Origin of the sequence: Pseudarthrobacter cremeus, assembly GCF_051857465.1 — a bacterium.
Classification (GTDB): domain Bacteria; phylum Actinomycetota; class Actinomycetes; order Actinomycetales; family Micrococcaceae; genus Arthrobacter.
Genome location: NZ_JBPZHC010000013.1, coordinates 22,864 through 46,894, shown reverse-complemented (window position 1 = coordinate 46,894; position 24,031 = coordinate 22,864). Strand labels below are relative to the sequence as shown.

Below are 24,031 nucleotides of genomic sequence, written 5' to 3'. Positions count from 1 at the left end.
GCTCCTTGTTTGTTGTCCGGCTGCTTTGCAGGACAGATTGGATGATGCCGGTCGGGGCGGCCGCAGGGCGTACCGCCTCCGAAGTTCTTGGGGCCGGCCCGGAATGGGTTGCGGCCGCTTTGCTGATTCTCAGGTCGAGCGGGCTGTTGAGCCTGCCGGTTACTCAGTGCGCCGGCCGAGCGGACTCTGCCTTGGCGAGCATGGCCTGCAGCGCCCGGATGTCCGCCAACGTGTTTTGCTGGAGGACAGGGTTTTCTTCGGGCTTTCGAGGATGGTAGACCCGTTCGGCCGTGAACCACCCTGAGTAACCGATCTCGAACAGCCGCCCGATAATCGCCGGGTAGGGAATGTCGCCCTCGCCGAGTGTGACTTGCTCGAAGGCCGGCGCATCCGGCTTCCCGGTTTGGCTGCGAGCGTCCTTCGTCTGGACGTCAACAATGTTCAGCTCGCGCACCAGCGGCCACCCCTCTTCCAAGGGCAGTTCGCCGGACCACCAACCGTTGCAGACGTCCCAGCACAATGCCAAGGCAGGGCTCTGTACATCGCCCAGCAGTTCCCTGGCCTCCGCGACCTGTCCGATATAGCTGGCGCCCTCGAGCTCGATCATGAGAGTCACCCCTGCTTCCTCGGCGATGGACAGGGATGGGGCCAGCCACTCGGCAACCGCCTCGAGCCGGTCCGCCAGTACGGGCCGGTCGGCCCAGCGCTCAAGCGGATCATGGCAGTGAAGCCAGGGGCCGAACACCCGGACATTGGCAGCGCCCAGAACCGCGGTGTGGCCGATGACCGGGCGAAGCAGTTCTGCCGCCTCCTGGGCGGAATCTGCCTCCTCCAGAAAACTGTTGCGGCCGAGCTGGGACCCGAGCGCGGAGATTTCCAGCCCGTGGCTATCGGCCACACGCCTTATTTCCGCAACCTCGCGGTCACCAAGGGTGGCGATGTTCCGTCCGCCCACGTTGCGGACGGCCAGACCGTCGAGTCCCGCCCCTGCAGCCAACTCCGCTGCCTGGGCGAAGACCGATGACAGGTCGTCGCTGAAGGCTGCCGTCTTGTAGCTCACGTAAAGGTCTCCTCTGCCGCTAGCAGGAACCGGAGCACTGCCGGGCGCTGCCATAGCCAACATATCAATTGTGGATGGTGCTGTATCGTTACATCAAATTATGGTGATTTATCGATGCAGCTTCGGTGATGTGCGCCACTCTATGGCAGCACTTTTAGCCATGTCAATAGCAGACGTATTTGCGGTATCGATAAACCCTGATAGTCTGCTGCTGTCAGCCGAGGGAGTCGGCCACGCATATTGGATTGGAAAGAGATGTCAGCATTGGAGCTGGGCGCCGCGCCGGCATTTACGCGCTACGACCTGGGCGTCAGCCCGTTCTGGCAGACCGCCTCCGCCGCCGAACAGGAAGCCCAGCGAAGCTGGCAGTCCGAACTCCGGCAGCGGGGTGCGATGCAGTTTGGTAAGGATTCCTTCATCTCACCCTTGGCTGCGGTTTACGCCGACAGCCTGACCCTGGGCGCACGGTCCTATATCGCCGCTCATGTTTGCCTGTGGGGCAACCACGAACTGGGCGCGGATTGCACCCTGAATCCGTTCTCGGAACTGCGAGGCCTTGTGCGGTTGGGCGACGGGGTCCGGGTGGGGGCGCACTCTTCCATCCTCGGCTTTAACCACGCCATGTCAACGATCGCGCCGATCCATGAGCAACCCCTTGTGTCGGAAGGCATCACGATTGGCGACGACGTCTGGATTGGCTCGCACGTTGTCGTCGTCGACGGCGTGAGCATCGGCGCCCACAGCATTATCGGAGCGGGCTCAGTTGTCACCAAGGACGTTCCGGAGTGGTCCGTCGTCGCCGGCAATCCGGCCCGTCGGATCAGGGACAGGAGGGAGGCGCGACCGGCCGCATCCACGGGTCTGGACGGCAGGCTGCACACCTTGGCCGGGAAGGCCCGGGCGCAGCTTGACGACCTCGTCGGCCGCTGCTGGACACCAGCCGACGCAGTCGAAGCAACTTCCGACGCCGGGACGTACCGCGACAGCCCCGGCGAGCCGCCCACCCTGAGGGCCTGGGCCGATGCTGTGGAATTATATGACCTCCTGCGTGGATCCACGCCGACACAGACGTCGAAAGCGAACATCGTGGACGTGTTCAGGCGCGGTCAGGACCCGGACACCGGCCTGACCCCTGAGCTCCACCTCCAAGCCGAGCCCGCCAACGCGGCGCCTAGCGTCGACGGCCATGCCGCCGTGAACTACCACATCCTGTCCGCCGGATACGCGCTGGACCTGCTCGGCTCCCGTTTCGAGCACCCTGTCCGATCCTTTCACGAACTCAGCTCCACGAACCTCACCCGCTGCCTCGCCGAACTCCCCTGGCGCCGCGAAGGCTGGAAGGCCGGCGCCTGGGTGGATGCGGCAGGCACGGCATATTTCCGCAACGCGAAGGATTTCGGCCTGCATGGAGAGTTCGAAACCCTGTTCGGATGGCTGACCCTCCACTGCGACCCGGCCACTGGGCTGTGGGGCAAAGCCGACGCCCGGTCCGGACTGCTTGAACCAGTTAACGGCTTCTACCGCCTCACACGCGGTACGTACGCACAGTTCGGCGTGCCGCTGCCCTACCCCGAGCGGACCATCGATAGCGTGCTTGCCCATGCGGAGGACGCGAACTACTTCGGCCCGGACAAGGGCACCGCCTGCAATGTCCTGGATGTGATCCACCCGTTATGGCTGGCGGCCAAGCAGACAAGGCACCGCAGGAGTGCCGGCCAGGACTGGGCCAAGCAACAGCTTGAGCGCGTACTGCGCTCCTGGAATGACGGGGCCGGATTCAGCTTCACACTGCAGCACGGGTACGGCCCACACAGGGTCCCTGGGCTCTTGGGTACTGAGATGTGGTTGTCCATCATCTGGCTGCTGGCCGACTACCTCGGCATCGAGGACGCCTTGGGCTACAGACCGCGCGGAGTCCACCGCCCCGAGCCCGCCTACACCGTCGAATCGAGGCTTTGGTAATGCAAGGTGCCGTCTTTGCCCCGGAAACAGAACAGGAGTCATCGCCGATGTCAGAGCTAAACATTGTGGTCGCTATGACCGAGAGCCACGCCCGGAGAACGCTGACCGAAGCGATGAGGCAGCAGTTGGCAGCGTTCGGGCAGGTCAGCTTTGTTTCTTCCGCGACCGACCACCGGTCCGAGGAGAGCGCCGAGCTGCTTTCAGCCGCCGATGTCATCCTGACGGGAACCGGGACGGCCATGCTCGAAGACGATGTGCTGGACAGGGCGCCGAAGCTGAAGGCGATCATCCATGCCGCAGGCACAGTACGCCCGATCGTTAAGGACACGATCTATGACCGCGGTATCCTCATCTCCTCCCAGGCAGCCGCCAATGCGATTCCGGTTGCGGAATACACCCTGGCCATGATCCTTCTGGAACTCAAAGGGGTCCCGGTCGCCGAACGCCTCTACCGTGCCGCGCGTAACTGCATCGATGTCGATGACGCCTTGTCGAACCACGGCTGCTACGGGCGCACTGTGGGCATCATCAGCGCCTCCAACATCGGCCGGCGCGTGATGAAGCTGCTCCATCCCTTTGACCTCAACGTTGTTGTGTTCGACCCCTTCCTGACCGAGGAAGCAGCTACCGAACTAGGAGCCGCCAAAGCAGAACTCCCGGAACTGATGGCGGTGTCCGACGTCGTATCCGTGCACGCCCCCCTGCTTCCGGAGACGACGGGGATGATCGGTGTCAAGGAGCTTGCACTGTTGCGCGATGGAAGTGTGCTGATCAACACAGCCCGTGGGGCGATCCTGGACCAGGGTGCGCTGGTCGCGGAACTCGAGACGCGTCGCATTCGAGCCGTCATCGATGTGACCGACCCTGAAGTACCGGAAGCTGATTCTCCGTTGTGGGAGCTGGAGAATCTGGTGTTGACGCCGCATGTCGCGGGTTCTCGGGGGCTGGAACTTCACCGGATCGGTCAGCGCGCCGTCGAGGAAGTTGGAAGACTGTGGCGTGGCGAAGACCTCCGCTACGAGGTCACGCGCGAACGCTACCGGACGAATGCCTGAATCAGGGAAGGCCGACATGCCACTAAATGCTGAAGGAAAAGGCCCTGGAACGCGGACACGGAAGATCCCCGGTGGCGTACGCATCAAGGATGTGGCCGAACACGCCGGCGTCTCGATAACCACCGTCTCCAACGTCCTGAACGAGTGGGGCAGGACCTCCGATGCAACCCGCAAACGGGTATTGTCATCGATTGAGACACTCGGCTACATCCGCAATGCGGCCGCATGGCAACTCCGGGCCGGCTACAGCACCACCATCGGACTCATAGTCCAAGACGCGGACAACCCCTTCTACACCGCCGTTGCACGTGGGGCCGAGGACCACGCCCTGGAAAACGGCAGCGCGGTGATCGTCGGCAACAGCGATCACAACGCTGATCGGCAATCCCGCTACATCGACCTGTTTGAAGAGCAGCGCGTCCAGGGCCTGCTAATCGCACCCGTCGGGGACATCACGGACCGGATTGAACTGCTGAAGAAGCGCGGGATAACCGCCGTCGTCGTAGGTCGCCCCGAATATGGCACGCCGTACAGTTCGGTATCGATGGACAACGTGGCTGGCGGCTACCTCGCCACAAAGCATCTGCTCAGCACCGGGAAGCGGGCCATAGGCTTCGTAGGAGGACCACTGAACCTCAGGGGCGTCACCGAACGCTTGAACGGCTGCAAATCCGCAGTGCAGGAAGTTCCAGGGGCAACCCTGGAAGTTTTCTCCACTACCGAGCAGAGCGTCATGGCTGGACGCGATGCCGGCTCGCAGCTTCTGGGCCACAGGCTCACGAACATCCCGGACGCCTTGTTCTGCGCCAACGATCTGCTGGCCATCGGTGCGATGCAGACTATCCTGCAGGACAGCAGCCTGCGCATCCCGGAAGACATTGCCATCATCGGCTACGACGACATCGATTTCGCCCAATCGGCGGTTGTTCCCTTGTCATCGATTCGCCAGCCGGCGCGTCTGATCGGCCAGACAGCGGTGGACCTGCTCCTTCAGGAACTGAAGAATCCGGGGAAGGGCCATCGTCACATCGGGTTCGAGCCCAATTTGGTGGCGAGGGAAAGTACCCTCGGATCCAAGCATCGGCTTCCCAATCCTGCAGACCGCGACGAGATGAAAGCGCGCTAGATGTATTGACCTGAGAGGTTGGTGACGCGGCTGGCCGGTGTCTGACCCTTGAGGGCAGTGCGGGCTCGATGGTGATTGTAGGCATGCAGCCATTCGGAGAAAGCTGCGACACGCTCGGTCTCGGACCGGTAGGGGCGGATGTAGGCCCATTCCTCCAGCATCGTGCGGTTGAACCGTTCGACCTTGCCGTTGGTCTGCGGGCGGTAAGGGCGGGTGCGTTTGTGCTTGATGTCCGGACCGAGGGCTTGGGCGAAGGTGCGGGACCGGTAGCAGTTCCCGTTGTCCGTCAGGACCCGCTGGACTGTGATCCCTTGGGCCTCGAACCAGGCGTTGGCGCGTTGCCAGAAGACTGCTGCTGTTTCCTTTGTCTCATCGGTGAGGATCTCGGTGTAGGCAAGGCGTGAATGGTCATCGACAGCGTTGTGGAGGTAGTGGTAACCGGGCCGGCGGTTGGATGGAGTCCGTGACTTGTTCCGGCGTCCCGTGGCCCTGCCCAAAACCCGGTGTCCGCCGCCGTCCGGGATCCGACCAAGTTTCTTGATGTCGACATGGACCAGGTCCCCGGGCTTCTCGTGTTCATAGCGGCGGATCACTCTTCCGGTGCCACGATCAAGCCAGGCAAGTTTCGCCAGCCGGTAGCGGGACAGGACGCGGTGCACCGTGGAGGGGTGGATTCCCAGCAGATAGCCGATCCTGGCAGGGCCCCACCGGCGGTTCACACGGACTGCGATGATCCGCCGCTCCGTCCGCGTGGGCGTCCGCCGGGGCGAAGAATGCGGGCGGCTGGAACGGTCCTCCATCCCAGCTGGCCCGTGTTCACGGTAGCGCTGCGCCCAACGAGCCGCAGTCGGGGCCGAGACCTGGAAGCGTTCCGCGGCACGGCGCAGACTCCAGTACTGGTCAACGACACATTGCGCGAGCTGCAACCGGCCACGAGGGGTCAGAAGAGCGTTAGGGTGGGACATGAAGACCTCCGTGCGTGGAATTGGACTCTAGACAAGCCCCACTCCACCCGGAGGTCTTCTTCATGTCACCAAACCACGCCGAGCGTCATCAACGTCCGTGGTCAATACAGCTAGACCCTCGCGTTGGCCGGACAACCGGTCGAAGATCCGTGCGCTACGAGCGGGCAGTGCATTTCGTTCCCACGACCATCCCCACACTGCGGGGCCGGGCTGTTCCAACCTAGGGAATCTTCTTCATGGTCCCGCCCTACCGCTCAAGAGCTAGGCCTTGGGCCCTTTGGTTCCTAGTTCTGTACCTTGAAGGCGGCGTCGAAGGAGGTGTTCGAGGCGGGGAAGTCGAAGTTTTTGAGCGCGGCGAGGGCTTCGGGGGCGCCGTGGAGCCGGTCCATGCCGGCGTCTTCCCATTCGATGGAGATGGGGCCGGTGTAGCCGATGGCGGTGAGGGCGCGGAAGGAGGATTCCCAGGGGACGTCGCCGCGTCCTGCGGAGACGAAGTCCCAGCCGCGGCGGGGGTCGCCCCAGGGCAGGTGGGAGCCGAGGACGGTGTTCCGGCCGGTCTGGCGGAGCTTGGTGTCCTTACAGTCCACGTGGTAGATCCGGTCCTTGAAGTCCCAGATGAAGGAGACCGGGTCCATGCCCTGCCACATCATGTGCGAGGGGTCCCAGTTCAGGCCGAACGCTTCGCGGTGGCCGATCGCTTCGAGGGTCCGGACCGTGGTCCAGTAGTCGTAGGCGATCTCTGAGGGGTGGACTTCGTGGGCGAAGCGGACCCCGCATTCGTCGAAGACGTCCAGGATGGGGTTCCAGCGGTCCGCGAAGTCCTGGTAGCCGGCGTCGATGACCTTCTCCGGGACGGGCGGGAACATGGCCACGTACTGCCAGATGGAGGAGCCGGTGAACCCGACGACGGTGTCCACGCCGAGTGCCTTGGCGAGCCGGGCGGTGTGCTTCATTTCCTCGGCGGCGCGTTGGCGGACGCCTTCAGGGTCCCCGTCGCCCCAGACCTTGGACCCGACGATGGCTTCGTGGCGGAAGTCGATGGGGTCGTCGCACACGGCCTGGCCCTTGAGGTGGTTGGAGATGGCCCAGACCTTGAGGTTGTATTTGTCCAGGACGGCGAGTTTGGCTTCGACGTAGCCGGGTTCGTCCCAGCGCCAGGCGTCCAGGTGGTCGCCGGAGACGGCGATTTCCAGGCCGTCGTAGCCCCAGCCGGATGCCAGGCGGGCGACTTCCTCGAAGGGGAGGTCGGCCCACTGGCCGGTGAAGAGGGTGTAGGGGCGGGGCATGTCAGGCTCCTTCTGCGGGGGCGTTGGCCAGTTGGATGATGGAACTCTTGGCGGCGACGGATTCTTCGACGGCGCTCAGGATGCGCTGGACGGTTAAGCCATCCTCGAACGACGGCGACGGCTGGGTCCCGGCGGCGATCGCCAGCAGGAAGTCACGGACCTCGTGCGTGAAAGTGTGCTCCCAGCCGATGGTGTGTCCCTGCGGCCACCACGCGGCCATGTAGGGGTGCTCGGGCTCGTTGATCAGGATCCGCCGGAATCCCTGCTCACGCGCGGGCGCCGTGGCGTCCAGGAAGCCGAGTTCATTGATGGTCTCCAGATCGAAGAGAATGGCGCCCTTCTCGCCATAGACCTCAAGCTTCAGCGAATTCTTCTGGCCGGTGGCCACCCTGGAGACCTCCACGGAGGCGATTGCCCCGGAGGCCAGGGACAGCGTGACCCACGCGGCGTCGTCGACCGTTACGTCTTCCAGCCCGGCCGGCCCCGGGCGTTGGGTGGTGAACGTGTGGGTCCGGCCCGAGACCTCCCTGACCTGGTCTCCGAGCAGGAACAGGACCTGGTCTATGGCGTGGGAGGCGATGTCGCCCAGGGCCCCGGAACCTGCGGTTTCCTTCTTGAGCCGCCAGGTCATGGGTGCTGTTTCGTCGGCGAGCCAGTCCTGCAGGTACGCTGCCCGGACGTGCCGGACCATGCCCAGCCTGCCCTCAGCGATCAGTTCCTTCGCCAGGGCAAGGGCCGGAACGCGGCGGTAATTAAAGCCCACCATCGACTGCACGCCCTTTGCCCTGGCGGCGCGGGCGGCGTCCGCCATCGCTTCGGCCTCGGCCAGGGTATTGGCCAGCGGCTTCTCCAGCAGCACGTGCTTGCCCGCTTCAAGGGCCGCGACGGCGATTTCGGCATGCATCCAGCCCGGAGCGCAGATGTCCACCACGTGGATGTCGTCGCGGTCCAGCACCGTGCGCCAGTCCGTGGCCGTTTCCTTCCAGCCGTACTTCGCGGCGGCCTCCGAAACGGCGTCGAAGTCGCGGCCAACGATGACCTTTTGCTCGAACGCCGGGACGTCGAAGAAGGACGCCACGTTCCGCCAGGCATTGGAGTGTGCTTTGCCCATAAAGGCGTAGCCAATCATCGCCACACCCAGGGTTCTGGGCGGGTTGTTTGGGGGGGACATCGTTTTGTCCTTTCTCATGCGAGTTCGCGAGGGTATTATGTGCAACGCTGACAGGATCTGGCTGAGGCTATCGATGGGTTTCTTGACTGCTTGAGCTGACTGTGTCCCCGCTGATGATCTCTGCGTCTATTGCTGTCATCGCTCGGACCTTTCTCTCAGCATGCTTTTGACAAAAGCCAGACCGTCTTCCGAGAGGCTTTCCATTGATGGCGCCACGGGACGCCACAGGGAGACGGCTCGGGCGATCTCCTTCACTGTGGGCAGGAATGACTCGACCACAATCTGACCTGAGTAATTGATGTCCTTCAGCGAATCGAAAAAGCTGTCCCACGGGACGTGGCCCGATCCAGGGGTGCCCCTGTCATTTTCTGACACCTGCACGTGGAAGATCCGAGATCCGGCCTTCCGGACCGCATCGGCGATGTCTTTTTCTTCGATGTTCATGTGGAACGTGTCGACAAGAAGTCCGACGTTTTCCCTGCCGATGTCATCGCACAGGTTCAGCCCCTGCTCGATGGTATTGACCATGTCCGTTTCGAAGCGGTTGAGCGGCTCGATGGCGAGACGCACTCCGCGGTCGCCGGCGTAGTCAGCTACGGTGCGGAGGCTTTCCACGGCGTTTTGCCACCGGGCCAGGCGCTCACCGGGCTCCAAGAGCTCCGCCCGGCCCGTCGCCGAGAACATTGGCCCGGCAACATGGGGGGAACCGACTGCTGCTGCTACATCAACGCAGCCGCGAAGGTAGGCTATGCCGTTTTCACGTCGGCGGGGATCAGGATCCGACACGTCGCGGTCCGGACCAAACGCGCCGCAGATTCCGACGTCAGTCCCTGTCCTCTGGGATTCGTGGACGAGCCATTCCGGCGTGATCCTCTGCGGATCTTCGATACACACCTCAATGACGTCGTAGCCGAGCTCCGCCACGCGGTCGAAGGCCCACGCCTCCTCAAAGGAGAAGGGCGATGCGAGGATGAAGGTGCTGAGCCCAATGGGATTGGCCGGCATTTACAGGCCTCCCAACCGACGTTCGATTGCCCGGGTGTGCTGAATTGCCGCTGCTGTGTATTCGTCCTTGAACTCCGGCGCTCCGGCACCGCTCAACACTCCCCAAACGTCTCCCGCTGCGGGCAGCAGCTCATAGGAGATCCAGCCTTTGTAGCCGGCGTCGACGATGGCCTGAATGATGGGCTCGAAGTCCAAATGCCCGTATCCTGGTGCGGCCCGGTTGGTGTCGGCGAGGTGCACGTGCGCCAAACGGTTTCCGGCTTTGCGGATGGATTCTGCGATGTCCCGTTCTTCAATGGACATGTGGAAGGTGTCGACCATGTAACCGATATGGGGGCTGTCAACTTCGTCCAAGAACTGCAGAGCCTGTTCGGTCCGGTTGATGAGGTAGGTCTCGTACCGGTTCCACGGCTCGAGGGCCAGGCGCACCCCGTTCTCCCCGGCGTATGCCGCGAGTTCGCCCGCGGCATCAACGGCCCAAGCCCATTCTTGTTTAATGTCTGCTTCCGGCACGATCTTCATGCACGCTGTGGGGGTGAACGTTACGACTTCCGCACCCAGCCTTGCCGCGTAATCGATGTTTCCCTTGACGTATTTGATGGCGTTCGCGCGGACCTCCGGGGACGAACTGACAATGTCGCGTTCCGGCGTATAGATGCTGACGATTGACGAGGCAGCTACCCGGTGCTGGTTGAGGGCAGAACGGAGAGCAGCTTCGTCCTGTTGTTCTGGTTCTCCGACCAGTTCGACGCCGCTATAGCCGGCTTTGGCGATGCGCTCGATGCCGGTCTCGATGGCTTCGCCGCTGTAGACAAGGGTGTTGTAGGTATAACGGAACATGCTTGAACTGCCTTTCAGGCTGGGTATTGAGGGGGCGCGCTATTTGACCGCGCCGAGGGAGAGACCGCGGACGAGGTATTTCTGGGCGGCCAAGGCCGCCAGCCATACCGGCACCGCAACTACGGTGCCCGCCGCCATGATCAAGGTCCACTCCGTCCCCACCGGGGTCACATACTGGGTCAGGGCCACTGTGACGGTTTGGCTGCCGGCGTTGGACAGGACGCTTGCAAAGAGAAACTCGTTCCAGGAGAAGACGAAGCACAGCAGCGCGGTTGAGGCGACGCCTGGCATAGCCAACGGAAGGACCATCCGGAAAAAGATCCCGATGTTGCCCAGGCCGTCGATAGCCCCCGCTTCCTCAATTTCCTTGGGAACGTCTTCGTAGAAGCCGCGCAGCAGCCAGACAGCCAGCGGCAAATTCATGAAGACGTGAAGAATGATGATCGAGAGCAGCGAACCGTTCAGGCCGATCGTCCGCATGACCAGGAACAGCGGGATGATGGTGACGATGGGAGGAACGATGCGCAGGGACAAGATTGTTCCCGCGATCTGGTCCCGGCCCCTGAACTCGTATCGGGCCAGTGGGTATGCGATGCCTGAGGCCAGCAAGATCGCCACGATGGAGGAAATCACTGATACCTGCAGGCTGTTGATCAACGCATAGGTGAGCCTGGTACCGCCAAGCACTTCAGCGAAGTTCTCAAGGGTCGGTGTGAAGAACCACTGGATTTCTCCGGAGAATGCCTGGTTTCCGGTCTTAAAGGCCGTCGTGACCATCCACAGGACTGGGGCGATGAAGAAAAACGTGCAGATGACGGCCACGGAAGCACGCACTCCCACATTCCAGTTGATGTTGCGGCGTTTCGCTACGGACATGGCTGAACCCTTCAAGAGCGTGCGACCATTCGCCGGATGAGCGAATTGACGGCTAGTAGAACGAGCAGGAGCAGCAGCCACGAGAACGCGGCAGCATACGAGATATTGAAAGCGCGGAACCCCACGTTGTAGATCTGCCAGGACATGGTCGAAGTTGCATCGACCGGTCCGCCACGGGTCGTCATGTAGACGATGTCGTAGACACGGAATGAGTCAATGAGCCGCAGGAGCACGCCGACGAGGATTGGGTAACGCAGGAGCGGAAGGAACTGGTGCCAGATGATGCGGGGCCACGAGGCGCCGTCGATCTTGGATGCCTCGATGACCTCCTCGGGGAGGCCCTGCATGGCGGCGAGAAGGATGAGGAACAGGAACGGGGACCACTGCCAAACGTCAATAGCTATCAGCGTTGGCAGCGCCAGGTCGACGTTCCCAAGGAATTCCGTGGTTGGAAGACCGATGCTACGCATAAGTTGATTGACGATGCCGTATGTAGGTTCAAGGCTGAAGCGGGCCAGCAGGCCCACAACCACCGGCGCGCAGAGCATGGGCATCATGATCAAGGCCCGGAGCAACTTGTCCCCCGGGAAGCCGCGAAAGAAGAGGAGAGCCAACCCAAAGGTGAGAACGAGCTCTATCAGAACCGAGAAGAACACAAACACCAGGGTTACGCGAACCGAGTTCCAGAACAGCCCGTCGGTCAGCAGACCGACAAAGTTGTCAACGCCGACGAAGCGAGCGGCTTCACCGCTCGACAGGTTCCAGCGGGTGAAGGAGACGACGAGAGAATAGAGCGTGGGGTAAAGGGAGATCGCGGCCAAAAAGAGCAGGCCGGGAGACATCGCGAGGTAGCGTCCGAGTTTCTTGGGCCGGCGCCCCCCGGGGGTCCCGGAAGGCCGAACGGCTTTCCGGGACACCCGAGACTCTGTGATTGATGTAGTCATTACTGCGAGAGATTCTTGTCTATGGCTTCGTTGGCCCGCGAGAGACCATCTTGCACACCGCGCTGGCCCAGCGAAATGGCACTGAGTTCGGTACTCAGGGCCGTTTCCCAGGTTTCTTCACCGGGGAAGAACGGCCTGGGCTGCGCCGTCTTCATGGCCTCCAAAGTCACGGGCAAACGCCGGAATCGGGCCGCTGCGTTGCCCTCAAGCTTCTGCTCAGTCAGCGTCGGATCGGAGTAGCTGGAGACGCGCACGGGGTCGCCGCCGCCATTGGCTGCCTGCAGGACGTCGTTCTTCTTCGATTCGAGCCAAACAGCGAACTTCGTGGCCTCCTCGGTGTTCTTCGAATACTTGGACACCGAGATCACCCATTCTGCAAGGTGAGCCGAACTGAGTCCGGTCGGGCCCGTCGGAATCGTCGTCATCTGCCAGTCGCCCACGGTCTTGGACGCGGATGAATTGTCGGTGGCGAACTGGCCCCAGGACCACTGGATGGCTGTAGCGATCGAACCCTGCTGGGCCGCTGTGGTCACGCTGTCGTACGTGAAGTCGTTGGCTCCCGCGGGCATGTACTTCATCATCTCGGACCACCGCTCGGTGGCCCCGATGCACTCAGGCGTCGTCAATGTCGATTCGGTGAAGTCGGCGTTGAACGGCTTGCAGCCGAAGGAATAGGCGAAGCTCAGCCACGTGTGCACGTTGCCAAAGCCCTTGGCGGCCTGGGCGGCCCAGCCCGAAAGCTTCTGGCCCTTGAAGGTCTTGCCGTTGAAGAACTTAACCTGGGTCAGCCACTCGTCCATCGTCTTCGGGACAGCAAGCGCGTTCCCGGTTTCCGCCTGGTACTGGTCTTTCATCGTCTGGTCGCCATAAAGTGCGCCGTTGTACCAGAGTGTCGCCGGGTGGACTGTCTGCGGTATTCCCAGGAGCTTGTTATCCCAAGTGGCAACCTTGAGGCTCAATGGCAGAAAGTCCTCTTTGTCCTGGAGGGCATTGTCGAGGGGAACCAGATGCCCGCCCTTACCGAATTCCGGGATCCAGTTGTAGTCAACGTTGAAGATGTCGTAGCTGGAGTCCTGTCCGGCGAACAGGGTGGCCATCTTTTCGTGGATCGCATCGCGACCCACGAGTTCGACGTTCACCTTCACCCCGGTTTCCTTCTCATACTCAGGGGCGAGTTTCTCCTGGACAACTTTGCCCCAGTCGGCAGGGAGGAAGATGGCATTCAGCGTCTTCTTGCCTGAGTCGTTCTGCGGTGCTCCGGCGGCGCAGCCGCTTAGCGCAACCGCCGCAGCGGTAATCACGCCGAGAGCCCCGATTCGCAGCTTTGCGCGTCGTTTCTGGCTAGCTTTCATGTTGTTCTCTTTCTTCATCGAAATAGGACGGTTGGTAGGAGGCTTAAGCGGGGATGGAGTTCATTTGGATGTGGACTTTGACAATCGATTTGTCCGTCTCCAGGCCGCGGATGGCTTCGATGGCTTCGCTAAGCGGCCGGACAGAGTCAACAATCAGCGCCGGGTCGAATCGCCCTGAAGCGAGAAGCTCTATGGCCCGGGGCCAGGTGTCGTAAGTGCCCGCGTACGAGCCAACGATGGTGAGCTCTTTGGAATAAATGTCGAAGGGCCGCAGGGACATGGAGGCCGTTTGAGGCGCCGCACCGTAGGCAAGCACCCGGCCACCGCGGCGCACGAGGGAAACCGCCGCTTCGTAGGTGGGGATGGAGCCGACGGCTTCGATGACCACGTCGGGCCCCACATCGTCGGTCATGTAGGCGACCTCGTCGGCGAAGCCGCTGTCGAAAGGGCTAAGAACGTTGTCGGCACCGAGTCGTTTGGCAACCTCTCGACGGTCCGGATCCGGTTCTGAGACGATCACGTTGCTTGCCCCGCCGAGTTTGGACAAGGCAATGTGAGCGAGCCCCATCGGTCCGCCCCCGATGATGAGTACGCGCTCACCGGACGTGATCCCGATCCGGTCCTGACCATGAATTGCGCAGGCAAGCGGTTCAACGTATGCCGCTGCGTCCAAGCTCAGAGATTGCGGCAGAACGTAGACGTTTGATACAGGTACGACGACGTATTCCGCGAGTCCGCCCGAGGAATGGACTCCGAGTTGCGAGACCGCCGGGCAGAAGAGTTTTTGGCCCCGTCGGCAGAAAAAACATTGGCCGCAAGCGATGTTGATGTCCACGACCACGTTGTCATCCACTGCCAGAGAACCGGTGCTCAAACCGAGGGCTGCAATGGTTCCAGAAAATTCATGCCCCAGGGTCAGCGGCAGGTTGGGCGCAGGGAATGTGCCTTTGGCGATGTGCAGGTCGGTGCCGCAGATGCCGCTACGCCAGACCTTGACCAAAACTTCACCCGAGCGAGGCTCGGGTACTGGGACTTCGTCAAGGCGGAGGTCTCCTGGCGCGTGAAGTCGCACTGCTGTCATTGTGTCTCTCATAGGAATTGCTTTCTCGTTTCGCCGTCTTGCTTGCCAATGGGGGAGGGTATTGCTGCCGGCTCTCGGTTGGCCCACGCGAGGCCGTCGGAACGTCCGTCATGCCGCCCTCGACGACGTCTGGGTGGTCGCTACACGACGGCCGAGCGGTTGCGCGGGCGGCACTGGCGTGGCTGACTGACGCGCAGCCGGTATTTCCGCTTTGGCTGCCGAGCGGCTCTGCTTCGAACCTGAGCGATGAAGTCGACATCGGCAGACCTACCCGTGGTGGAAGGGCTACCCTGACTCCGTCGATTTCCATGCCGAAACAGTGACACGAACCCCCTGGCTTTCGTCAGGCAATCAACAAAAGTCTGCACCTTTTGACGCTGTTGTAGATGGAATGCACGTCCAAGCTGCACTTTTTGACGCAACGGCCTCGACGAGTGGACATGAACGGTGGGCACCTTGACACTGAGTGGAGATGAAGACCCATCGGGGTCCTGTGAGCCTGATGCGTCAAGTCCTCAGTCTTATCGTTCCCCTTTTCAAGCCCCGAAATGGAGAGACATGGACAATGGCGGCCCAGGCGAACTTTTGCACATACTGCGGGATGGACGCCCGCGAACCAGGGCAGAGCTTGCCCGGATAACGGGCCTGGGTCGAGCTGCCATCAGTTCTCGTCTTGAACCACTTCTAAAACTCGGGCTAGTTGTCCCCGTATCGGATGCGGCTTCCACCGGAGGCCGCCCGTCGGCGCGCCTAGCCTTCAACCCCGGTGCCAGAGTGGCCGCTGCGGCCGACGTCGGAGCCACACACGCGACAGTGGCTCTCACAGACCTGGCGGGAAGGGTACTCGTGGAAACCACTGAACGACTTGAGATTTCGCGCGGACCGAAAGCTGTCCTGGACTGGCTAACAATGACCCTGACTGATCATTTGAAAGCGATGAAGCGTCCGGCGAGGGACATCATCGCTTTCGGCATCGGGCTACCCGGTCCTGTTGAACACTCGACCGGAAGGCCCACGAGTCCGCCGATCATGCCGGGATGGGACGGATTCGATGTTCCCTCTTACGTTCGGCAGACCTTTGACGTACCCGTACTTGTCGATAACGATGTCAATCTCATGGCCCTCGGCGAGCGGGCGACACGCTGGCCCAAGGAAGACAACATGATCTTCCTTAAAATCGCCACCGGCATCGGCTCGGGGGTGATCAGTGGAGGCGTACTGCAGCGAGGCGCGGCAGGAGTCGCTGGAGATGTCGGCCATATTGCTGTTTCCACGGGGGCAGGAATTCGATGCCACTGTGGCAAGACTGCCTGCCTGGAAGCCATTGCAGGCGCTCCGGCCGTCGCCGCACGACTCCGCGAAAAAGGACACGAGGCCTTCACCGCAAATGACGTCGTCGCGCTCGTCCGCTCCGGCGATTTGGCTGCCATTCAAGCCGTCCGGCAGGCTGGCCGCGACATCGGAGAAATGCTCAACATGTGCGTGAGCTTCATCAACCCCTCCCTCATTGTCGTGGGCGGATCGCTGGCACAGTCCGGTGAACATTTGATCGCCGGGATACGCGAAACGGTCTATGCACGCTCAACGCCGCTGGCGACCCAGCACCTGAATATCACCCAATCCGAAACCGGGCCGGAAGCTGGCGTGGTTGGGGCCAGCATCTTGGCCGTCGAACATGTCCTCGCCCCTTACCGAGTCAACGACCTCGCAATCAGGCTGCATTCCGAGGGACACGAAGACACTCACCCTCTTCAGAAAATGGAGGACGCCTCCTTGATGTCCAAGCCGCTCCCTGACGTGCTGGACAAACAACTGCAGGACACATTCCCTTGACCACATCTCCCACTGAAGGTGCGTAAGACAGCAGCGCCACAGGTTGGGTCATATCTCCCAGCATCCGCGCATCCCAGGGCGTGCAGGCCCAGGCTTAGGTGGCGGCTCCAATACTCGTCAGGTGGGGTGCCCATAGCAAACTCATCAAGGCCTCAATCAGAGCGTTATATAGAAGTAAACTAGCCGTAACAGCTGAGGTCCTTCGGCCAGCCTTATGAGCCACCGCAACCGCTTCCTCAGGCGCCGCGGCAACTCCCAAGTCCGCCATAATGGTTCAGCTGGTGGAGGAGGATGGCATGCCTCAGTCTGGTAACGGGAACAGCGGCCGTCTGCGACGATATGCAGTGCAGGAGGGGCTGAACCCCGAACAAAGGTTCGAACACTGGCGAGTGTGGTACGGCAGCGCCGTCGAAACCCCAATGCGGTTGGAAAAAGTGATACGTCAGACTCCTGTGTCCTTCAATCCTTCAGCCATTAATCTCGCAGGGCCAGGCTTCAGCCTCATAGAAATGCACAACGCCCCCGCATTGGGCTCGTGGGCGCCGAATCCCGACGCCGCCGACCTGCGGCTGGCCTACTTCCGCAAGGCGCCGGGCCTAACGCTCACTCTCAACGGTGTTCCTGAGCCAGTATCACCAGGCTCCGTCAGGTTCATCGATACCTCGCTAGGCGGAAGTTTTGATGCGCCCGAAGGTTTTCACGCCTTGCAGCTTAACATCGACCGCAGCAGCCTAAATGTGAGCGAGGCCGAACTACGCTCCCTACTTCGACTGCCTGACCTAGCAAAACACCCAATTGTGGGCACTTTCGTGATCCCTGCGCTGATGAGTTGGAAGCGTCCCGGCATCGACCGGGCGGCATCGGGGACCGCAGACATTCTCCGATCCGTGATGGCAACCCTGGTCGGCTCCCTGCTCGAAACGCCGGTCGACGATGAGGCGCAGAAACCGGCCCTAAGCCGGGCAGTGAAGAAATACCTAGAAGCCAGTTATGACGACCCCAATCTGGACGTGGCAATGGTCGCCGAAAGGTTTAACCTCTCCCGTCGCTCCCTGTTCTACTTTTTCGAGAACGAAGAACTCCACCTGGGTGAGCGGATACGCGCGTTGAGAACGCGCAAAGCCCTCGAACTCCTCCTCCAGCCCGGCGCCCACGGGATCACCTTCTCTGAAATCGCGACAACATGCGGATTCACCAATGTGCAAAGCATGCGCCGTGCAGTTAAGGAATTTACGGGGATGAATGTGAGAGAGATCCATCGATCCGAGACCGTCGTTCGCGTGGCGTTGCAACAGCTGCGGGAGTCACTGAAGCCTTAGCGCCTGAACGCGCTGGAAGCTTGGATACTCAACCTCCCGATCCCTTTCAGACCGGCGCTCGGCCTATCTGCTGGGACATGTCCACTTTGACCTGTGACGGCAGCACTGCTTGATAACAGTGACAGGGGCAATGCCCCCGCCGCTCCGAAATCGCGCTCCTGGCAACGAATTGACCAGTCAACCACTGCCCCCCCACGTGGGAATTTATGCTGCCGGTCAACCAGAAACATCCGATTTGACTACACACAACCTGACGTCAGGCATTCACTCAAGTGCCGTCGCGGGAGGGTCCAGAAGGGGTTTCCACACTCCCCTGGCGAAGAGTCTTAGATCCCAACCGACAGACGGTCGCCCGGGCGGGCCTTGTTGGCAGGCCGACCGCAAGGTCCAAGCACATCGGGTGCTATCAAGCTGCCTGGGACTGGCTGACCGTCTAGTTCTGCCCGACTGGTCCCGTCTATGGAACTCCCTGGGCCGGTGAACCCGCAGCACCGGGCAATTATCGGATTACGCCGTCGAAGGTCTACCGCTGTAGTCCATGCCGGGACGCGCACTGAAGTGAAGTCGTGGGGGGTGTCACACTTCACCGGACGTTTGTTGTACACACGCTTTAGAGTAAAAGACGCCTGACCTGCGATAACACTGGATCCGTAGGTGGTCTGCAGTCCCACACACCATCAGTCTCGGCCGCCTGCTCGCACGTAATGCCCCGGGCTGCAATAACCCTCGACGCCGTCCTGGCCGCGTCCCCGCGGGGTGCCGGGCTTGGGTTGCGCGGTGCTCATGTCTGCAGCGCCGGCGCGGAGCATGAATGGAAGTCATCCGAAATGGTATGAGCGGCCAAGAAGGCCCAACCACCCATGTACAGGGTGTGGACAATGTCCACACCCCTTTGGCCGGACAACCGATCACATTCCAGCGCCACCGGTCTACGTAAAGGAGCGGGAAGCAGCGAAAAATCTTCGAGATGTCTCGCCCACGTCATGTCGTCCACACAAGCTGCAGCCATGAATGAGTGACGGCCAACCACGGCCACCGGAACCAGCCAGAAAAGAGGACAGATACCCCATTATTCGAGCAGGCGGAGGGCCACCAGCCAGGACTCTGACCCCGCCACCCACACAACTTCACAGGCCACCGCGGCGCCAGGCACAGACCGCGGCCACAGTCAGAGGAACCCGCGGAGGGTCAATGTACACACATTAAAAGCAAAAACCCCTCTGACGAGGGGTAATGCGTGCCCGAGGTGGGACTCGAACTGGATTCCCGCCCCTGCAATGGTTGGGAACTCCGGGAATTATGCGGAATCCGGCCCGATCCGACCGATGTACGACCCAGTCCGAAGCGAAAAGTGTGGACATTGTCCACACTGTCTTTTTGTCATGTTCCAGCTCCAAAAAGCGGGCGTCGGGAGGGGCTTCCCCGTAGTGACAAAACGCCGGTAGTGCGTAGACGGTTAGCTCAGGTTGTTCGTTTGGCGCCGGGGCCCTGCGCGACGATCTGGTGGTAGGTGGCGGGTTCCTGCCTGGTTTCGAGTCCGAGCAGGGTCTGGAAGGCGGCCATGGGTGTGCCGCGGCGGTTGTATCGGAAGGTGAACTCGTCCATGTACGCCTGCAGGTGCTCGCTGCTGACGGAGCGGTGGGTGCCGCGCAGCCAGGATTTGAAGTTGCTGATGGCCCGGTGGACGCGCGGCATCACGGGATCCGTATTTCCCTCGCGTTTGGCGGCCCGCTGGGATCGCGGGCGGTGGTCGTAGCCGTTCCTGGCCAGCGGTGCGTAGCCCGTCCAGCCGTCGGTATGGACGATCGCCCCAGGTTCCACGGTGTGGGTGACGAAGCCGCACAGGGTCTCGCCCGACGCGTCATGGATCACCTTCATCCGGACCCGTCCGGAGCCCTGGCCGCGGACCTCCACCGCGACGATGACCTCAGCGGCCTTGGCGGTCAGGCTTCGGCCGCTGCGCCGACCCGGTTCCCGGCCCCCGACCTCGCATTCGTCGACCTCGACCTCACGGGCCAACAGCGTGCGGTCCGGGTTGGTCATGGCGCGGCGCAGCTTGTGCAGCATGGTCCAGGCCGTCTGGTACCGACTCAGGCCAAGCTGGCGCTGCAGCTGCACGGCCGAGATCCCGGGGGTTCCGGTTGTCATCAGGTACGCCGCCCAGAACCACAGATGCAGCGGTGTGTGCGTCTTGTGCAGTACCGTGCCGGCGGTCATCGAGACCTGGTAGTCGCACGCGGTGCACTGCCAAATCTTTCGCGTGGCCACCGGCCATGCTGCCCGCCCCTTGCACCGGGGACAGACAAAACCCTCCGTCCACCGGCACTGGAACAGATAGTCAAGACACGCCTGCTCGTCGGCGAACCTCGCCTGGAACTCCAAAATCGTCCGCGGAAAGCCGGGCCGGGTCATTGCCTCAATTTACCTGAGCTAACCGTCTACTCACTACGCCGGTTATCGGCGTTCAAAGCACGGGAGTGGAAGTAGCTGCGGTTCCTCAACGCCTATCTGTCCTGCCTCACCTAAGGTGAGGCAATCTCATTACAGATGATGCATTAGCCGTGCTCGTCTCATTACAGTTAAGGCACTGGGCCAGATCCCGCCTGATTCCAGGGCTCCTGGACCATCAGCCGATGCAGGGATTCTCCGATTTGCCTTAGCTAAAGCGAGTGAAAACCCGGCATTCTGTCTCATCCAAGTTGAGGCAATCGGGCCAATTCGCCATCGTTTGACTCAAGTTAGGTGGGACGAGACACTATCTTCCATCCTTGTGGGGCGCTCGCCATCGGCCGGCCGGGCATCTTGACCTAGCTCAAGTCTTCAAGAGCATTGAGTGCTTCAACCTAGATCATCGTGTCCCCAGTATCTCTGAGATGGCACGTACTTATCCGCAGCATCGCCTCCATGAGGGCGAAGTGGGGATCTTCGACCTGCCGGAGGCCTGCTGATCCCGCAGCAAGCCGTCGGGGTTGCCGTCGGAGCAGCGAAGAATCACGGAGCGACTGTGCTGGAGCCGACAGAGGTGCTCGACATCGTGCCGCCAGAGTAGCGAGCATTATAACACCATCCGGGCCCAAGCGCGCGATTGTCGCGGCAGGTGTCTGGTCCAAGAAGCTGCTACCAGGAAGGTCCGGCCGGTTTGAAATCAGGCGCTCAGTTTTCCATTGGTTTGGCGGCCATAGCCATCGCTGTTTCCAGTCGGGCCCCTCCTGAGGGAAAAAAGTCAGTCGGCTACTGACGATGAAATCCTGCTCTGTCGTGCGCTCTCTATCACTTTTAGAACTGCAACAGCGTCGTGGGGATCCACGGGTGCGGGATTTCTGCCCTGCAATGCCTGCGTCAACTGCTTGTAAAACTGCGGATAGTCACCACTAAGAGTGGGCATTGAAGTGCTGGCTCCTGAGATGCCGATGACGCCCCAGGTCTCTGGTGGTTCTACGCCATACTGGGCATCAGTCGGCATCTGCCCTTCGGCCAACGCCTTCTCTTGCCCGTCAAGTCCCCATTTCGTATAGGCGGCGCGGGAACCCATTATGTGAAACCTAGGACCGGGCTGTGCCGCTTGGCCGTTCATCCATAGGCGTGTTCGTGTGCCAGACTGGTGCAGCAGGGAGAGGAAGGCCTCTTGATCTGCGTCGGATTGGGTGGTGTGGCTGTGCCTGATCGTTTCTCCATATACTTCTGCTACCGGCCCAAATAGCTGAATGGCCTGATCAATGAGGTGGGCACCAAGGTCGTGAAGTATCCCTCCGCCTTCGGATACTCGCGCTTCATCCCGCCAATTACCGAATCCTTCTGGCATCCACCATTCGAACCGGGACTCGTAAGTCCGGATTTGGCCTAGTTGTCCGTCCTGGATAAGGCGTTGAACGGTAAGGAAGTCGCCATCCCAGCGGCGGTTTTGGAACACGGTCAGGCACCGACCAGCTGCAGCTGCAGCCGCAATCAGTTCCTCCCCCTCCTCCGATGTCGGGACAAACGGCTTGTCGACGACCACATGGAGATTGCGGTCAAGGGCGGCCATGGCAAGTCTTCTGTGGTTGGCGGGCGGTGTGCCGATGACAACCAGATCCAGGGTGAGGTTGCCCTGATCAATGGCCGAGAATAGGTCTTCGGGGCTGGCGATGATGCGGGCGTGCGGGTAAGTTTTCCGCGCCGCCGCAACCCTTTCTGGGTTTGAGGTAACGATGGCTTCGAGAGCGTATGAATCGTTGGCCTTTATGAGAGGGGCATGAAACACGCGTCCGGAGATCCCGAAGCCAATAATTGCAGTCCGTATTCGCACCCTACTCCCGCTTGGCATTTCCTGAGGTGTCGTGCCCTCTAGGGAATTGAAGTGTTCCTGCCTGGTCATTGAGAATCCTCTTACGATTGAGTTTGTGAAGCACGCGCTTCCTTGGCAGGGGCAAACATTGTCCCCTTTTGGCGGATCTATTCCCGGCTGAAGCGTTCCGGCCTGAATGTTGCCAGCATTGGGTGCTTTTGACCGCTGAGGATTTCATGGGAGAGCAGTTCTCCGGCAATCAGCCCAAGCGTTGCACCAGAGTGTGAAAAGGCCACGAAGCAGCCGGGCAGTTTTTCAAGTTCTCCGAAAACGGGTTCACCGTCTCCGGGAATGGGTTTCCGGCCAACCTTCCAGCTGGCAGGGGTCAGTTGCGGGTTGCCTTCGAGGAGCCGTGAGGCTTCTTCTGTCAGCTCCTGAACGACCTCTTCCGGAATTGAGAAGGAGCCGTCCGGGTGTTCCACAATCCGCTCTTCGTACCAACCATGGTCAAGGGCGAGTGTGCCGCCAGGGTTCGGACGTGCTGCCGCGCGTGGCGTGTTGAGGACTGCTTTCAATTTGTAGTCAGCCGCTTCAGTGATGACGAGAGCGGAAATGGGCGACCCATTTGCAATGTAGATGCCATGCTCTTCGACGACTGCAGGTGTGGCTGCGCCGCACGCAACCACTACCTTGTCAGCGGCGTAAATGCTGCCGTCTTTCGTGCCGATGCCCCATGCCTTTCCATCTTTTGCCAGCACTCGGGACTTGCCGGCCTCGGCAACCAGCGTTCCGCCGAGAGCGTTGAATTCCGCCATAAGGTACTCCACCAAATGGGGAAGGCTGACCCATCCCTCGCCCGGGTTGAAAACAGCAACGTCGGAAACAGCGGCCTCGTCGATTCCACAAGTTAGAGCGGAAATCTGTTCTGGTTTCGCCAGCTTCGAATCGTAACCGTGAGACTGTTCGTACTCATGCCGCGTTTCTGCCTTAGCAGCTTCTCCGGCCGCCGCCCAAAATAGCCCGCCATCAAATTGAAGCCATTCCCTGGATGGGTCCGCAGCAAACAACGTCCTGTATCGGTCGATTCCAGCCATCCGGAGGGCGTGGTACGCGTCGGAGCGTTTGCCAGCGGAGTTCAACCAGGACAACGACCGCCCTGTGGCGCCGCTCGCAAGGGTGCTTTCGGTTATGAGGACGACGGAGGCGCCCCCGCGCAGTAGGTGCACTGCCGTTGACACCCCGAGGATGCCACCGCCCAGGACCGCCACTTCAGTTTCAATCTTCGGGCTAGTCATTTGTAAGAGCTCACTTTCTGTGTGTTTGCATTGACACCCGCGTGCGCGGACTTCGTTGTATCCGCGACGCTTAGCGTCGCCTTGTAAATCCATCTCGCCGGGTGTCCGGTCGCAGGAGGCATCAGTTGCCCTTCCGGTACCCACACAACGAGCGCCTGCTCCCCCGTGAGGGCGGCCCATGTTCCGGTTCGGGGGCAATGACTACCAGTGTCCGCTTCGAGCTGGCCATAGGCACTCTGCTGGGTAGACCGCAGAAGTAGTTTCATCAGGATCAATCAGTTTCCGGTCGAGCGCATGCAGGGCAAGACGGGCTGGACTCAGAGTCTTCGGAACATTCATGCGGCCGTTCAGCACGGGCCACATAGGACGGTATTGGCATTGCAGTGCCGCCTGACCGCATCTTTCGCCTTTTCATCGGCATGTCACTCCATCGCAAATTAGGGAACGTTCCCACAGTTGGTCTGACCGCGACTTTACAGAGAAGATTCGCTACGCGTCAATACCCCCAAGAACACCAAGCGCAACGGAAGAGCGAGATTCGCGTAAAAATTGAGAACGATCCCAAAAAGCTCTTGACGTTGTGATGCGCCTCATGCC

At 61.1% G+C, this 24,031-nt stretch carries 18 protein-coding genes; 5 read left to right on the top strand and 13 right to left on the bottom strand.

Annotation, left to right across the window (positions count from 1 at the left end; translation table 11 throughout):
• Positions 1-163 precede the first annotated feature (163 nt).
• On the bottom strand, positions 164-1,060 hold the full coding sequence (locus ACS5PJ_RS19650) for a sugar phosphate isomerase/epimerase family protein (protein ID WP_439436549.1): 897 nt from the start codon (positions 1,058-1,060) through the stop codon (positions 164-166).
• Between the two features lie 255 nt (positions 1,061-1,315).
• Between ACS5PJ_RS19650 and ACS5PJ_RS19645 the strand changes: the two genes are divergently transcribed.
• Genes ACS5PJ_RS19645 through ACS5PJ_RS19635 form a run of 3 tightly spaced genes read left to right on the top strand, consistent with a single transcriptional unit; the run spans position 1,316 to position 5,203 of the window.
• Positions 1,316-3,022, top strand: coding sequence for an acyltransferase (locus ACS5PJ_RS19645; protein WP_439436548.1), 1,707 nt, complete (start codon positions 1,316-1,318; stop codon positions 3,020-3,022).
• 47 nt (positions 3,023-3,069) lie between these two features.
• Positions 3,070-4,077, top strand: a complete 1,008-nt coding sequence (locus ACS5PJ_RS19640) for a hydroxyacid dehydrogenase (protein ID WP_439436547.1) — start codon at positions 3,070-3,072, stop codon at positions 4,075-4,077.
• Between the two features lie 16 nt (positions 4,078-4,093).
• On the top strand, positions 4,094-5,203 hold the full coding sequence (locus ACS5PJ_RS19635; protein WP_439436546.1) for a LacI family DNA-binding transcriptional regulator: 1,110 nt from the start codon (positions 4,094-4,096) through the stop codon (positions 5,201-5,203).
• Here ACS5PJ_RS19635 and ACS5PJ_RS19630 read toward each other — a convergent pair.
• The 9 genes from ACS5PJ_RS19630 to ACS5PJ_RS19590 all read right to left on the bottom strand — a co-directional run bounded on the left by ACS5PJ_RS19630 (position 5,200) and on the right by ACS5PJ_RS19590 (position 14,723).
• Complete coding sequence (locus tag ACS5PJ_RS19630) at positions 5,200-6,168, bottom strand: IS481 family transposase (protein WP_439436545.1); 969 nt, start codon at positions 6,166-6,168, stop codon at positions 5,200-5,202. The genes ACS5PJ_RS19635 and ACS5PJ_RS19630 overlap by 4 nt on opposite strands.
• 284 nt (positions 6,169-6,452) lie before the next feature.
• Complete coding sequence (locus tag ACS5PJ_RS19625; RefSeq protein ID WP_439436544.1) at positions 6,453-7,454, bottom strand: sugar phosphate isomerase/epimerase family protein; 1,002 nt, start codon at positions 7,452-7,454, stop codon at positions 6,453-6,455.
• A 1-nt stretch (position 7,455) separates the two neighbouring features.
• Positions 7,456-8,625, bottom strand: coding sequence for a Gfo/Idh/MocA family protein (locus ACS5PJ_RS19620; protein ID WP_439436543.1), 1,170 nt, complete (start codon positions 8,623-8,625; stop codon positions 7,456-7,458).
• Between the two features lie 135 nt (positions 8,626-8,760).
• Positions 8,761-9,630 carry a sugar phosphate isomerase/epimerase family protein gene (locus tag ACS5PJ_RS19615; RefSeq protein WP_439436542.1) on the bottom strand — a complete coding sequence of 290 codons (870 nt, stop codon included), beginning with the start codon at positions 9,628-9,630 and terminating at the stop codon, positions 8,761-8,763.
• Positions 9,631-10,470, bottom strand: coding sequence for a TIM barrel protein (locus tag ACS5PJ_RS19610; RefSeq protein WP_439436541.1), 840 nt, complete (start codon positions 10,468-10,470; stop codon positions 9,631-9,633).
• 39 nt (positions 10,471-10,509) lie between these two features.
• Entirely contained in the window at positions 10,510-11,346 is an 837-nt protein-coding gene (locus ACS5PJ_RS19605) for a carbohydrate ABC transporter permease (protein ID WP_439436540.1), read from the bottom strand.
• Between the two features lie 11 nt (positions 11,347-11,357).
• Positions 11,358-12,188 carry a carbohydrate ABC transporter permease gene (locus ACS5PJ_RS19600; protein ID WP_439436539.1) on the bottom strand — a complete coding sequence of 277 codons (831 nt, stop codon included), beginning with the start codon at positions 12,186-12,188 and terminating at the stop codon, positions 11,358-11,360.
• Positions 12,189-12,289: 101 nt separating this feature from the next.
• Positions 12,290-13,642, bottom strand: coding sequence for an ABC transporter substrate-binding protein (locus tag ACS5PJ_RS19595; protein WP_439436538.1), 1,353 nt, complete (start codon positions 13,640-13,642; stop codon positions 12,290-12,292).
• A gap of 43 nt (positions 13,643-13,685) precedes the next feature.
• The gene (locus ACS5PJ_RS19590) at positions 13,686-14,723 is read right to left on the bottom strand and encodes an alcohol dehydrogenase catalytic domain-containing protein (RefSeq protein ID WP_439436537.1); all 1,038 of its coding nucleotides are present in this window, start codon (positions 14,721-14,723) and stop codon (positions 13,686-13,688) included.
• A 558-nt stretch (positions 14,724-15,281) separates the two neighbouring features.
• Between ACS5PJ_RS19590 and ACS5PJ_RS19585 the strand changes: the two genes are divergently transcribed.
• On the top strand, positions 15,282-16,556 hold the full coding sequence (locus tag ACS5PJ_RS19585) for an ROK family transcriptional regulator (protein ID WP_439436536.1): 1,275 nt from the start codon (positions 15,282-15,284) through the stop codon (positions 16,554-16,556).
• Between the two features lie 296 nt (positions 16,557-16,852).
• Positions 16,853-17,875 (top strand): AraC family transcriptional regulator, encoded by a 1,023-nt coding sequence (locus tag ACS5PJ_RS19580; RefSeq protein WP_439436535.1) that lies wholly within the window; start codon positions 16,853-16,855, stop codon positions 17,873-17,875.
• Positions 17,876-19,336: 1,461 nt separating this feature from the next.
• Here the strand turns inward: ACS5PJ_RS19580 and ACS5PJ_RS19575 are convergent.
• The 3 genes from ACS5PJ_RS19575 to ACS5PJ_RS19565 form a co-directional block, all read right to left on the bottom strand.
• The gene (locus ACS5PJ_RS19575) at positions 19,337-20,287 is read right to left on the bottom strand and encodes an IS1595 family transposase (protein WP_439436534.1); all 951 of its coding nucleotides are present in this window, start codon (positions 20,285-20,287) and stop codon (positions 19,337-19,339) included.
• Between the two features lie 811 nt (positions 20,288-21,098).
• Positions 21,099-22,178, bottom strand: a complete 1,080-nt coding sequence (locus ACS5PJ_RS19570; protein ID WP_439436592.1) for a Gfo/Idh/MocA family protein — start codon at positions 22,176-22,178, stop codon at positions 21,099-21,101.
• 128 nt (positions 22,179-22,306) lie between these two features.
• Entirely contained in the window at positions 22,307-23,434 is a 1,128-nt protein-coding gene (locus ACS5PJ_RS19565; RefSeq protein ID WP_439436533.1) for an NAD(P)/FAD-dependent oxidoreductase, read from the bottom strand.
• Positions 23,435-24,031 lie beyond the last annotated feature (597 nt).